The organism is Rhizobium hidalgonense, from assembly GCF_005862185.2.
Classification (GTDB): Bacteria; Pseudomonadota; Alphaproteobacteria; order Rhizobiales; family Rhizobiaceae; genus Rhizobium; species Rhizobium hidalgonense.
The window spans coordinates 3,772,235-3,784,654 of sequence record NZ_CP054027.1 but is presented as its reverse complement, the minus strand read 5'-3'; the positions used below and the strand labels follow the sequence as shown (position 1 = coordinate 3,784,654).

Genomic DNA, 12,420 nt, shown 5'->3' with positions numbered 1-12,420 from the left:
CGCACCCCATCTGTTGGAAATCTCAGGGCATCGCGGGTGTAGCTCAATGGTAGAGCAGCAGCTTCCCAAGCTGAATACGAGGGTTCGATTCCCTTCACCCGCTCCAGCTGCCCCTCAGGCGACCTCAGATTTCCGCCGGCGGGTTTCCCGAGGACTTTCCGCGTAAACCGACCCGTAGAGTGCAGAAAAGCGGCCGGCGTGGACGAAACCCCATTTCAGACAAATGTCCCTGATGTTCTGCGAGTTCGACCGATCCAGAAGGTCTTTTCTGGCGGCGCGTAATCTTAGAGTTCTGAGGTAGCTGCCCGGTGTCGCCCCTTTGAAAGTCCGGAAGCCGGTCTCCAAGGAGCGAACTGAGACGTTGGCGAATTGAGCGATCATCGGGATTGTGATCGGCTCGGCAATATTTGCGTGCATGAAATCGATGGCCCGGCGAACGTGCCGTGGAGCAGGCGTGAACGCGGTCTGTTCCAGTCGCTGAGAGTAGCGATGGGGCACCAATCTGATCAGCAAATCGGCGAGAGCCTGGGTGAGGTTGGTCATCGCTATCGGCGAATGAAGCAAGATGCCGTCTCCGAGCATGCCGGAGATGATCGTCTCGACAAGATTCTTTGATGAGATGTCCTGAGGGGGTTGATCCATCAACCAGCGGTGACAGGTCGAGCGATCCGGAAAGCGGGGCTTCGAATAGCTGTCCGAACGTGTGGGAAATCCGGCCCCAATCCAGGAAGAGTTTCTGTGATCGATGAAGCGCTCCCCGCGCGAGGAAGTGATCCGCCTCGCGGCTATGCCCAAGCAGTATCTGGCCGGGTGATGCTATCGTCGTGATTTGCCGTCGTGTCATGCCGGAGAGACCCTCGCGCGGCACGTAAATGGTGAGCCAATCCGGTGTCTCTGCGGTGGCTAAAAGGTTCCACTCTCCCTTGCATTCGAGATCGGCAACCGTTACCGCGCCGTGCGACCTTGCATCAGCCGACCAACTGAAGCCTTCAACCCCATGCGCCGGCCCATGTGCCGGCGATCCGTCGAAGTGGGCAGGTCCGAGGAACGTTTCCAGCATTCCGTCGAAGTCTGATCCGGCCCATCGTGGAGTGCATGCAGCATTATGGATCATGAGAGCCTGTTGACTTCACGGGTCAGGAGCGGTGAGGCCATTCGCCCTGTGCTGATCTTCGGGAAGGGCAGTGCAGGACTCATTCTGCGTCTGTTTCGCCCGCGATGCGCTTGACCGCATCGCGAGCGGTTTCGAGCACGCGCTCCGCCATGCCTTGGTCGGTCATGATGCGGGAGATGGTTACGGCGCCCACCATCAGCGACAGGATGAGCATGGCTTTGTCATCGGGTTTCGAGCCGTCCGGCGCAGGGATCAATTCGTCGAGAATCTGAAGATGAGCTTCGATGCCATTCTGGAATGGAGCGCGGACCTCTTCGCTCAGGCGCGCCGCGTCGGACCCGAGCGCTGCCAAAGGGCAACCATCGCCCTTCTCCTCCCGGTGCCCGGGCGAGAGATAGAGGTCGACAACCGCTTCTAGCGGATCGGGACTAACGGCGGCAACCCTTGACCATCTGCGGAGCGCACTCTCCATCGCTCGCCCGGATGCAAGCGCCACAAGATCATCCTTCGATTCGAACTGCTTGTAGAACCCGCCCTGGGTGAGGCCGGCCCCTTTCATCAGGTCCTTCAGCCCGATGCCGTCGAAGCCGTGCTCCCGGAAGAGCCGGCTTGCGACATCGATCACCGTTTCACGATTGGCCTCGGCCTGAGCGCGACTGACTCTCATAGCGATCTCCAATTAGATTTCATTTGACATCTATATAAGAATTAGAGTTAGATCGCAATCTAAATAAATAGCTGCGCCCGTCAAGAAGGGTTACTGACATGAACCGCAAAATTCTCCTCGCCTCCTTCGGCCTTCTGGCGGCTGCCGGCGCCACGACGTTCGTCTTGACCGCCAAGTCTTCGGACGCAAGCGTGCCGGCCACCGATCCCCGAACCGCAACACCCTTCGTCAAGTTGGTGGAAGCAAAGAGGCCGGATAGCGCCGGACGCAGCTTCACGGGCACGATCGCCGCCCGGGTGCAAAGCAATCTTGGTTTTCGCGTGCCCGGCAAGATCATGCAGCGTTATGTGGACGTTGGCGTGCAGGTCAAGGCCGGCCAACCGCTGATGCGCATCGACGAGACCGATCTCAATCTGGCCCTTACGGCGAAACGAAACGCGGTCGCGGCAGCTGTAGCTGTGCTGACCCAGGCGCAAGCAGACGAGAAACGCTATGCCGCCTTGGTGAAAAACGGATTGGCCGCGACGCCGCAGCGCTACGAGCAGGCAAAGGCAGCGCTTGACACCGCTACCGCGCAGCTTGCCGCGGCGCAAGCGGACGCCAAGGTCGCGGAAAACGAGGCCGCCTATTCCGTCCTCGTTGCCGACACCGATGGAACGGTTGTCGAAACGCTGGGCGAGCCGGGGCAGGTCGTGACGGCGGGACAAACCGTGGTCCGGCTCGCACAGGCCGGGCCGCGTGAAGCGCTGGTCTGGATGCCGGAATTCCTCAGGCCTGAGATCGGCGAGATCGCCGATGCCAGCATCTACGGCAACGAAAGCCGGCAGGACAAGGCGCGGCTTCGGCAGATCTCCGATGCCGCCGATCCGCAAACCCGCACCTATGAGGCGCGCTGGGTTCTGGATGGCGCCGCAGCGTCGGCCCCGCTGGGTGCGACGGTGACGATCAGAATCGCCAACAGCAGCGGCCAATCGCATGCGGCGGTGCCTGTCGGCGCCGTGTTGGACGATGGCAGCCGCACCGGCGTCTGGGTCTTCGACCAGACATCGTCGACCGTGCACTTCCGGCAGGTGAAAATAGAGCAGCTGGGTGAGGAGGTGGCGGTGGTTTCCAGCGTCAATGCAGGCGAGCCGGTCGTCGCTCTCGGCGCCCATCTGCTGCAGGACGGCGTCAGCGTGCGCACCACGGTGGAACAGGCAGAGGCGGTAAACTGATGAACTTCAATCTATCCGCGCTCGCCGTTCGCGAGCGGGCCGTCACCCTGTTCTTCATCGTTCTGCTGGCCGCCGCCGGCGCCTATGCCTTCGTCAAGCTCGGGCGCGCCGAGGACCCCTCCTTCACCATCAAGACTCTGACCGTGACATCGGTGTGGCCGGGCGCGACAGCCCGCGAAATGCAGGATCTGGTCGCCGAGCCGCTCGAGAAGCGCCTCCAGGAACTCACTTGGTACGATCGTGTCGAAACGACAACGCGGCCAGGCTATGCCTTTTTGACCGTCACCTTGAAGGACAGCACGCCGGCAACAGCAGTCGAGGAGGAATTCTATCAGGCCCGGAAGAAGCTTGGAGACGAGGCCCGCAACCTGCCAAGGGGCGTGCTCGGTCCCTTTGTCAACGACGAGTATTCCGATGTCAGCTTCGGTCTTTATGCCCTCAAGGCCAAGGGCATGCCGATGCGCGAGCTTGTGCGTCAGGCCGAGGTGATCCGCCAGGATCTTCTGCATGTGCCGGGTGTCAAGAAGATCAACATCCTGGGAGAGCGGCCCGAACAGATCTTTGTCGAGTTCTCCTATGCCAAGCTGGCCACGCTCGGCATTTCGGCACAGGACGTCGCCGCCGCCTTGCAGCGGCAAAACACAGTGACGCCGGCCGGCTCGATCGATACGCGTGGGCCCCAGGTCTTCATTCGCTTCGATGGCGCCTATGACAGTATCCAGGCGATCGCCGACACGCCGATCGCTGCGGCTGGACGCACCTTGAAGCTCTCGGATTTTGCCGAAGTGCGGCGCGGTTATCAAGATCCGGCCACCTATCTCATTCGCCATGACGGCGAGCCCGCCATCATGCTTGCCGCTGTAATGCAACAGGGCTGGAACGGTCTGGACCTCGGCAAGGCGCTGGAAGAAAGATCCGCGGCGATCGCAAAGACCTTGCCGCTCGGCATGACGCTCGAAAAGGTCAGCGACCAGGCCGTCAACATCGACGAAGCCGTCGGCGAGTTCATGCTGAAATTTGCCATGGCGCTCGGCGTCGTGTTGTTCGTCAGCCTGATTGCGCTCGGCTGGCGTGTCGGCATCGTCGTGGCTCTGGCCGTTCCGCTGACCCTTGCCGTCGTCTTCCTCATCATGCTGGAGACCGGCCGGTTCTTCGATCGCATCACCCTTGGTGCGTTGATCCTGGCGCTCGGCCTCCTGGTCGACGACGCCATCATCGCCATCGAGGTGATGGTGGTGAAGATGGAAGAGGGGATGGATCGCATCAAGGCGGCCGCCTATGCCTGGAGCCATACTGCGGCCCCGATGCTGTCGGGCACGCTGGTGACCATCATCGGGCTGATGCCGGTCGGCTTTGCCCGGTCGACCGCCGGCGAATATGCCGGCAACATCTTCTGGGTCGTCGGCTTTGCCCTGATCGTCTCCTGGATTGTCGCGGTGACCTTCACGCCGTATCTCGGCGTCAAGATGCTGCCGGCGATCAAGCCGGTCGAGGGTGGCCATCACGCCATCTACAACACCCCGAATTACCGGCGCCTGCGGCGGCTGATCGAGTTCACCGTGCGCCACAAGTTCGTCACCTGTGCGGTGGTCGCCATCGCCATGGGGGCCTCCGTCGTTGGAATGGGATCGGTGAAAAAGCAGTTCTTCCCGACCTCGGACCGTCCCGAAGTCCTCGTCGAAGTCCGCATGCCCGAAGGCACCAGCATCGAGACGACGACGGCCACGGTTGAAAAGCTCGAAGGCTGGCTGCAGAAGCAGCCGGAGGCAAAGACCGTCACCAGCTATGTCGGCCAGGGCGCTCCCCGCTTCTTCTTTGCCATGGCGCCGGAATTGCCGGACCCGTCTTTCGCCAAGATCGTCGTGCTGACCCCTGACGCCCACACACGCGAGGTACTGAAGCTTCGGCTGCGCGCGGCCATTTCGGATGGGCTCGCCCCTGAAGCCTATGTCCGCGTCACGCAGCTGGTCTTCGGTCCTTACACGCCGTTTCCGGTCGAGTTCCGGATCAGCGGGCCGGATGCGCAGCAACTGTACCGGATTTCCGACAAGGCCCTCGAGATCATGAAGAGCGTGCCGGACGTGCGCCAGGCAAACCGCGATTGGGGCAATCGCACGCCGGTGCTGCGCTTCGTTCCCGACCAGGATCGGCTGAACCTGATCGGCCTGTCGCCGGCCGAGGCGGCCCAGCAGCTGCAATTGCTGCTGAGCGGAGTTCCGATCACCGAGGTTCGCGAGAATATCCGCAACGTGCCTGTTGTTGCCCGCAGCGCCGGCGGCAACCGGCTCGATCCGTCCAGATTGGCCGACTTCTCGCTGATGAGCCGGGATGGGCGACAGGTTCCGCTCGATCAGATCGGCCACTCGGAAATCCAGTTTGAAGAACCGATTCTGAAACGCCGCGACCGTACGCCTGTTATTACGATCCGGTCCGATATCAACGAAGCGACACAGCCGCCGGAGGTCTCAGAGCAGGTCATGAAGGCGCTTCAGCCGCTGATTGCCTCGCTTCCTGTCGGATATCGGATCGAGATGGGCGGCAACATCGAGGAATCAACCAAGGCCAACGACGCCCTGGTGAAAATCTTCCCGATGATGATTGCCGCCATGTTGATCGTTATCGTGCTGCAGGTCCGCAGCCTGGCGACGATGACCATGGTCATGCTGACGGGGCCGCTCGGTCTTGCCGGAGCGGTTCCAGTCCTGCTGCTCTTCGACAAGCCCTTCGGCTTCAATGCCATTCTCGGATTGATCGGGCTGGCGGGCATCCTGATGCGCAACACCCTGATCCTGACCGAACAGATCAAGGACAATAAGGCAGCCGGTCTCGACGATTATCACGCCGTCATCGAGGCGACGGTGCAGCGGACACGACCGGTCATTCTGACCGCCCTTGCCGCCGTGCTTGCCTTCATTCCTCTGACGCACTCGGTGTTCTGGGGGTCGATGGCCTACACGCTGATCGGCGGAACGGCGGTCGGCACGGTGATGATCCTGCTCTTCCTTCCCGCTCTCTACGCCATCTGGTTCCGCATCAAGCCGACGAAAAACGAGAGCCATGAAAATTCACCGAAGGCGGTGGAGTTACCGAAGGAGATGGAGTTACCGACGGCGATGGCTGCCGAGTGAATTCTCCGGAGGCGGCGATGACTTTTGCGGATCCGATAGCAACTGACCTTGAGCAGTCGCGCACGCGGATACTCGAGGTGGCGGAAAGGCATTTTCGGCGGATCGGCTATCATAAGACGTCGGTCGCCGACATCGCCGCCGAACTCGGCATGAGCCGCGCCAATATCTATCGCTTTTTTCCCTCAAGGACGGCGATCAACAGTTCCGTCTGCGGACTGGTGGTCAAAGAGGTTGCTGAAATTGCTCTGGCGATCGCGCAAACGGATGCGCCGGCGAGCAAAAAGCTGGCCGATCTTTTGACCGCCATCCACCGGCAGAGCACGAGAAGGCTGGTCGAGGACAGACCGATGCACGAGCTGCTTGTCGCCGCCATGGATGGAAGTTGGTCAACCATCAACGCGCATAATGAGCAGATCCTGGCTATCCTCAAGGCGCTGGTCCGCGAGGGGCTACAGACAGGCGAGTTCAAAGTCGAAGATGCCGACGAAGCCGCGCGCGGCATCATCACCGCCTTCCTGCCGTTCTTCCATCCGGTTCTGCTTGAGCAGCGCGTTCAGGAGGGGGAGGCCACCGCGGTCAGCGTCCACGCCCAAATCCGCTTCATCATGACAGCGCTCGGCACATCAGACCGCGCCCTGCCTGAAGGTATAAGCGCATAATCTAGCGCTGCCGACCTTGTTCTCTTCGATAAAGCCATTATCTGGTGCACTAGATAAACGCACGCTAGATGAAGCCATGCCGAACAACGAAATCGCATCCCGCCGCGCGGTCGGCACCCAGCTTTCGTTTGCGCTCTATGGCGCGGCCAACCGGATGGCGCGCCTTCACAAGCCATTTTTGCAGCCGCTCGGTCTGACATTCCCGCAATACCTGGTGATGCTTGAACTTTATGGCGGTACGCCCCGCGCCGTTGGAGAGTTGGGTTTAAAGCTCGACATGGACACCGGCACGATCACGCCGCTGCTGAAGCGCTTGGAATCGGCCGGCATGGTGACCCGGACGCGCGATCGTACCGACGAGCGGCGGGTGCTCATCCATCTTACCGAAGCCGGTGAATCCCTGCGTGAGGCGCTTTGGGCCGTCACCGACAAGATCAAAACCGCCTGCCAGCTCACCGACGAGGGGCTGGCCGATCTGCGCGACACGCTGCACGCATTCGCTCGCCCCGCCGGCGATTGAGGCGGGCTTACTTCCACATCAGAGAGAGGTCATCCCATGAAGATCGGAATCATCGGCGCCGGAAATATCGGCGCGACGCTGGCGAGAAAACTTGCCGCCGGCGGCCATGAGGTCAAGCTTGCCAATTCGACGGGGCCGGACACCATCCGCGATCTTGCCGGCGATATCGGAGCGGCCGCCGTTTCGAAGGAAGAAGCCGTCCGGGGCGTCGAAGTGGTCGTTCTGTCGATCCCGTTCGCAAACTATCGCGATCTCGCTGGGCTCTTCAAGGACGTGCCTGAAGAGGTCGTGGTGATCGATACCTCAAACTATTATCCGTTTCGCGACGGTGTGATCGCCGAGGTCGATGGCGGCATGCCCGAAAGCGTTTGGGTGAGCGGGCAAATCGGCCGACCCGTCGTCAAGGCGTGGAATGCCGTGCTGGCGGCAACGCTGGCGGAGAAGGGGCGGCCTGATGGCACGGATGGACGCATTGCCATCCCGGTTGCAGGCGATGCCCCGGAAGCAAAGGCGGTTGCCATAGAGCTGGTCGAGGCTACCGGTTTCAATGCGCTGGATGCGGGAGGGCTGGCGGCGTCCTGGCGTCAGCAGCCCGGCACCCCGGCCTATTGCACCGAGCTTGCAGCAGATGAGCTGGAAGAAGCGCTGCAATCGGGGGATCGATCCCGCGCAGCCGATAATCGCGACGCGCTGATCAAGGAATTCTTCGCGGCAGGCACGAGCCTGACCCACGACGAAATGGTCGCTCGAAACCGAGCGGGGACTTCCGCTCCGAAATCCTGAACTCGTTGAGGCTCAAGCCGCTCCCGGCCGACACTGCCCCGGCACGTTTGGAGGCGCGATTACCGAAAAAAATCGGCGTAAAGCAAAAAGTGCTTGATTTTATATTTCGATTGACATCTAAAGCAAGAATAGATGTCGGTCGAAATCTTACGCGCTTGGATACCAGGTTCTGAGACACTGTCCTTTGCCGACAGGGTGAAAAATCTGACCATTCTATTGAAGCACGTAGTCAACCACTCGCGCCCAGCCAGGAGCCTCCATGTCTCAAAATAAAGTCGTCGTCATTACCGGAGCATCCTCCGGAATAGGCGAAGCGTCGGCCCGCCTTCTTGCACAAAACGGCTTCCAAGTCTTTGGCGGCGTGCGTAACCCGCAGCGTGTCAATGCCATTCCCGGCGTGCGCTATGGGACTGCCGACGTGACCGATGACGCCTCGGTCTCCGATTTTGTTCAATGGGTTTTGTCCGAGGCAGGCAGGATCGACGTTCTGATCAACAATGCCGGCGTTTCGCTAGTCGGCCCGGTCGAGAACACGTCGCCTGCCGAAGCTCAGGCGGTCTTCGATACCAATGTTTTCGGCCCTCTGCGCATGATCCGCGCTGCTTTGCCCTCCATGCGCGCCGCTCGCAGCGGTCTGATCATCAATATCAGCTCGGTCCTCGGCTTCCTGCCGGCGCCGTTCATGGGAATATATGCCAGTAGCAAGCATGCGCTTGAAGGACTGTCGGAGTCGCTGGACCATGAGATTCGTGAGTTCAACGTGCGCGTCGTGTTGGTTCAGCCGACCTTCACCAACACCAAGCTCGATGTGAACGCGGCACAAACCGAGGCGCCCCTGGGCGCTTACGCAACACAGGCCGATGCGACCATCAAGGCGGTACAGGCCCAGATCAAAACCGCGCCGTCGCCGCTGGCTGTCGCGGAGAAAATCCTGGCGGCAATCAACGGGCCATATAAAATGCGTCAACCGGCGGGTGGCCAGGCGACGCTGCTCAGCCGGCTGCGCAGGTTTATGCCGGCAAACGCGGTCGATAGCAGTCTGAGAAAGACATTCGGTTTCGGAAAGCGAAACGCGTCCTGAGCTTCGCGTAAACTTCCGGACGTCGTCGGTTTCAACAGCATCGTCTCTGCGGATCTCGCTGTCGCCCCGTGCGGCACGCCGCACGATCATTGCGCCCGACGACGTCCTCCAACTTTTGAGCGAAGCCTAATCTCCAAAGAACCGAATCGGCTTGTAGCGCCGATGTGCGATAATCAGGCTTCTGTCGGCCTGGATGACGTAGGTTTCCTCGACCTGCTGGCCGTATTGGTCGATGAAATCATGCGGGAAGGAGGAGCCGGGCGGGGATTTGGTGAGCTTGCTGCGCGGCTGGCCGTTATAGGTGATGCTGCCCGGAATGGGTTCGAGGCCTGGGCCGTCATAGGTGACGGTCGTGCACCCGGCAAGAACCAGGGTGCCGATAAGGCCGATGACTGCAGGTTTCATATCAATCCTTTCCCGATCGCCGAAGGATGCGATCTTACTCCCGACCGCGCCATCCCTACCAGATGAAACGGCAGATCCGCCTTCAATCCTTCGGGAAGTGCTGCCTGAGCGCTGTGATCGGTTCAGGCCATCCATTGTCGAAACCGGCGCCGTCTGCTAAATCGGCAGCGTCGAAAAAGGCAGGATCGGTTGAGGTAAGCCCGATCCCTTCCGTTGGAGCGCCCAGAGCGCTCTCAAGAAGCTCTGCTCCGTGCCCTGGCACGAGAACCCGCGACGTGATCCGCATGGAGATGCGGGATCCCGGCGGCGTGCGGAGACGGCAAAAAGGCAGTCCCGGGATTTTTTGAACGGAGACTGACATGCGCCTGAACCATCTCGATTTTCACGTACCCGATATCGCGACGACGGCGGAATTCTTCACTCGCCATTTCGGCCTGACGCTGAAGGATATGCGCGGCCAGAACGGCCTGGCGATCCTGAGCGATGATGCCGGCCTCGAAATCGTCCTCAGCCACGCGATTGCCAAGTTCGGCACTGCCGATCAGGTCGAACTGCAGCGTCAGACCTATCATATCGGCTTTATCCTGCCCGAGAGGGAGGATGTCGATCGGGTTTATGCCGGGCTTGCCGCTGCCGGCGCGGCGCTCTCCGGCCCGCCGGCCGCCATGCGCGGCGGCTGGTTGTTTTATTGCACGGCGCCCGGGAACATCCTCGTCGAGATCGGCTGGCGGACGGGTTAGGTCCCCAAATAGAAAGGGCGGCCCCTGAGCCGCCCTTGCCAATACCTGTCTTGACGGCTCAGAACTCCGTCCAGTCGCCATCCTGGCTTTTTGGCGCGCTGCTGCCGGCGCCGAAGGCGTTGGCGAGTGTTTGGCCGAGTGCGCGGGCCGGCGAGGCGGTCGGGCGGGCAGCCCCCTCCTTGGCGACGCGGATCGCGGCGGCCTTGGCGACCGGCGCGCGGCGGCACGTGGCGCTGCGGCCGGCGGCCGGGCCGGGGCGAGCGGCGCGGCGGCGGCGAAGCCGCCGGTGCCCGTCAGCCGGAACTGGCCGAGCAGGTTGTTCAGGGCTGCCGCTTCCGTGGCGAGGCTGTGGCTGGCGGCGGTCGACTGCTCGACCATTGCCGCGTTCTGCTGCGTGCCCTGATCCATGGTGTTGACGGCGGTGTTGATCTCCTGCAGCCCGATCGACTGCTCGCGCGAGGCTTCGGCGATGGCGTGGACGTGCTGGTTGATTTCCTGCACCTCCTGGACGATCGAATCGAGCGCCTTGCCGGTCTCGCCGACCAGCGAGACGCCGGTCCGCACATGCGTGCCGGAATTGGTGATCAGATCCTTGATTTCCTTTGCCGCCTTGGCGGAACGCTGGGCAAGCTCGCGCACTTCCTGGGCGACGACGGCAAAGCCCTTGCCGGCTTCCCCGGCACGGGCCGCTTCGACGCCGGCATTCAGCGCTAGAAGGTTGGTCTGGAATGCGATGTCGTCGATGACGCCGATGATGTTGGAAATTTCGCCCGAGGACTTTTCGATCTGCTGCATGGCGGAGACGGCCTTGCGGACGATCTCGCCCGATTTCTCGGCGCCGAGGCGGGTGCGGGCGACGAGCTGGCTCGCCTCCTCGGCGCGCTTGGCGGCGTCGCGCACCGTCGTGGTGATTTCTTCGAGTGCGGCAGCCGTCTCCTCGACGGAGGCCGATTGCTGTTCGGTCCGCTGGGAAAGCTCGTCTGCGGACGAACGGATCTCGTTGGCGCCGGCACCGATTGCCCGGGCGTTGGCGCCGACCGTATGCAGGGTTTCGTTGAGCTTCTCGACCGAGTTGTTGAAATCCTTACGCAGGGCATCGAGATGGGCGACAAAAGGCTGGTCGATATGCGAGGCGAGATCGCCGGCGGCAAGGCGGCGCAGGCCGTCGCCGAGCGCCTGAACTGCGCCTTCGAGTTCGGATGCGTCGCGGGCCCTTTGCGCCTCGCGTTCGCGACGCTCACCGTCGTTGACATCGCGGTCGGCTTCGGCGCGTGCCTCGATCCGCGCACGCTCGATCGCATTGTCTCGGAAGATCGAGACCGCCTTTGCCATCTGGCCGACTTCGTCGCCGCGGTCGAGCCCGCTGACATCGCTCTCGGTATCGCCTTCGGCAAGCCGCGTCATGCGCAGGTTGAGCCTCGCCATCGGGCCGGCAATGCCCATCTGCGCCACGAGCACGCTGAAACCGACGGCGAGCAGAACGGCGATGCCGATCAGCACGAGACAGGAGACGATCCGGCCGTTGACCGAAGCAGACAGCGCGTCGCCGCCGTCGTTGAGCATCGCCATCATCGCATCGTTGTTGGCAATCATCTTCGGTGTCAGCGCATCGAGCTTGGCATTAATCAAGGCAACACTCGAAAGCGCGCCGGCGCTGTCGTTGGCCTTGCTCTGTTCGATGATCTTGTTCGCCAGCGCTTCGATCTCATCGATGCCGGCCTGGATTTCGTCGATCGCGGCCTTGCGGCTCGGCACCAGCGCCAGCGCCTGCTTCATCCGGTCGCGGGCCTGCGGCAGCTTGCTCGGGATGGCGAGCGTCGTTTGGAATGCCGGCGTATCGGCCTTCATTTCGGCCAGCAGGGTGACCTGCAGCACCGAGGCCACCACCGATGCGCTGGCGCGCGCGCTCAGCATCGAAGCCTGCGCTTCATGATCGATGAAGGCGCTGTAGGCGGCGTCGGCCCGGCGGAACTCGGAGATGACATAGACCAGCCCGGCCATGGTGATCAGACCTAGCAGCGCCACGACCGATATGATTTTCGTGCGGATTTTCAGATGTTTCAACATGGAAATGTCACCCGGTTCTGTGAAATCAATTGTTGCAAACAA

The 12,420-nt window shown here is 61.7% G+C and carries 10 protein-coding genes, 1 tRNA gene and 1 pseudogene; 8 read left to right on the top strand and 4 right to left on the bottom strand.

The window, feature by feature from the left end; all coding sequences use genetic code 11:
* The first annotated feature begins 32 nt into the window (after positions 1 to 32).
* Positions 33 to 106 (top strand) — tRNA-Gly (locus tag FFM81_RS18380).
* An 8-nt stretch (positions 107 to 114) separates the two neighbouring features.
* Here FFM81_RS18380 and FFM81_RS18375 read toward each other — a convergent pair.
* Both FFM81_RS18375 and FFM81_RS18370 read right to left on the bottom strand, forming a co-directional pair.
* Positions 115 to 795: a helix-turn-helix domain-containing protein gene (locus FFM81_RS18375; RefSeq protein ID WP_246401131.1), complete on the bottom strand. Its 681-nt coding sequence runs from the start codon at positions 793 to 795 to the stop codon at positions 115 to 117.
* Positions 796 to 1,193: 398 nt separating this feature from the next.
* On the bottom strand, positions 1,194 to 1,781 hold the full coding sequence (locus FFM81_RS18370) for a TetR/AcrR family transcriptional regulator (RefSeq protein ID WP_138385445.1): 588 nt from the start codon (positions 1,779 to 1,781) through the stop codon (positions 1,194 to 1,196).
* A gap of 98 nt (positions 1,782 to 1,879) precedes the next feature.
* Here FFM81_RS18370 and FFM81_RS18365 point away from each other — a divergent pair, with 98 nt between their 5' ends.
* The 6 genes from FFM81_RS18365 (at position 1,880) to FFM81_RS18340 (ending at position 9,166) form a co-directional block, all read left to right on the top strand.
* A complete protein-coding gene (locus FFM81_RS18365) occupies positions 1,880 to 2,995 on the top strand; it encodes an efflux RND transporter periplasmic adaptor subunit (RefSeq protein WP_138385446.1) in 1,116 nt (371 codons plus the stop codon).
* On the top strand, positions 2,995 to 6,123 hold the full coding sequence (locus FFM81_RS18360; protein WP_138385447.1) for an efflux RND transporter permease subunit: 3,129 nt from the start codon (positions 2,995 to 2,997) through the stop codon (positions 6,121 to 6,123). The genes FFM81_RS18365 and FFM81_RS18360 overlap by 1 nt, the downstream gene beginning before the upstream one ends.
* 17 nt (positions 6,124 to 6,140) lie before the next feature.
* Complete coding sequence (locus FFM81_RS18355; protein WP_138385448.1) at positions 6,141 to 6,782, top strand: TetR/AcrR family transcriptional regulator; 642 nt, start codon at positions 6,141 to 6,143, stop codon at positions 6,780 to 6,782.
* Positions 6,783 to 6,858: 76 nt separating this feature from the next.
* Positions 6,859 to 7,302: a MarR family winged helix-turn-helix transcriptional regulator gene (locus FFM81_RS18350; protein WP_138385449.1), complete on the top strand. Its 444-nt coding sequence runs from the start codon at positions 6,859 to 6,861 to the stop codon at positions 7,300 to 7,302.
* Positions 7,303 to 7,338: 36 nt separating this feature from the next.
* Positions 7,339 to 8,085, top strand: coding sequence for an NADPH-dependent F420 reductase (locus FFM81_RS18345; RefSeq protein WP_138385450.1), 747 nt, complete (start codon positions 7,339 to 7,341; stop codon positions 8,083 to 8,085).
* 259 nt (positions 8,086 to 8,344) lie between these two features.
* Positions 8,345 to 9,166, top strand: coding sequence for an oxidoreductase (locus FFM81_RS18340; protein WP_138385451.1), 822 nt, complete (start codon positions 8,345 to 8,347; stop codon positions 9,164 to 9,166).
* Positions 9,167 to 9,292: 126 nt separating this feature from the next.
* Here the strand turns inward: FFM81_RS18340 and FFM81_RS18335 are convergent, their stop codons facing one another.
* Entirely contained in the window at positions 9,293 to 9,571 is a 279-nt protein-coding gene (locus FFM81_RS18335) for a hypothetical protein (RefSeq protein ID WP_003570550.1), read from the bottom strand.
* A gap of 359 nt (positions 9,572 to 9,930) precedes the next feature.
* Here FFM81_RS18335 and FFM81_RS18330 point away from each other — a divergent pair, with 359 nt between their 5' ends.
* Positions 9,931 to 10,311 carry a VOC family protein gene (locus FFM81_RS18330; RefSeq protein ID WP_138385453.1) on the top strand — a complete coding sequence of 127 codons (381 nt, stop codon included), beginning with the start codon at positions 9,931 to 9,933 and terminating at the stop codon, positions 10,309 to 10,311.
* Between the two features lie 58 nt (positions 10,312 to 10,369).
* Here the strand turns inward: FFM81_RS18330 and FFM81_RS18325 are convergent.
* A pseudogene (locus FFM81_RS18325) lies at positions 10,370 to 12,378 on the bottom strand (methyl-accepting chemotaxis protein).
* Positions 12,379 to 12,420 lie beyond the last annotated feature (42 nt).

What these genes read in the sequence shown, in the direction of transcription:
- FFM81_RS18360 (WP_138385447.1), top strand. Translation starts at nt 2,995, where the DNA reads ATGAACTTCAATCTATCCGCGCTCGCCGTTCGCGAGCGGGCCGTCACC.
- FFM81_RS18345 (WP_138385450.1), top strand. Translation starts at nt 7,339, where the DNA reads ATGAAGATCGGAATCATCGGCGCCGGAAATATCGGCGCGACGCTGGCG.
- FFM81_RS18370 (WP_138385445.1), bottom strand. Translation starts at nt 1,781, where the DNA reads ATGAGAGTCAGTCGCGCTCAGGCCGAGGCCAATCGTGAAACGGTGATC.
- FFM81_RS18350 (WP_138385449.1), top strand. Translation starts at nt 6,859, where the DNA reads ATGCCGAACAACGAAATCGCATCCCGCCGCGCGGTCGGCACCCAGCTT.
- FFM81_RS18335 (WP_003570550.1), bottom strand. Translation starts at nt 9,571, where the DNA reads ATGAAACCTGCAGTCATCGGCCTTATCGGCACCCTGGTTCTTGCCGGG.
- FFM81_RS18330 (WP_138385453.1), top strand. Translation starts at nt 9,931, where the DNA reads ATGCGCCTGAACCATCTCGATTTTCACGTACCCGATATCGCGACGACG.
- FFM81_RS18355 (WP_138385448.1), top strand. Translation starts at nt 6,141, where the DNA reads ATGACTTTTGCGGATCCGATAGCAACTGACCTTGAGCAGTCGCGCACG.
- FFM81_RS18340 (WP_138385451.1), top strand. Translation starts at nt 8,345, where the DNA reads ATGTCTCAAAATAAAGTCGTCGTCATTACCGGAGCATCCTCCGGAATA.
- FFM81_RS18365 (WP_138385446.1), top strand. Translation starts at nt 1,880, where the DNA reads ATGAACCGCAAAATTCTCCTCGCCTCCTTCGGCCTTCTGGCGGCTGCC.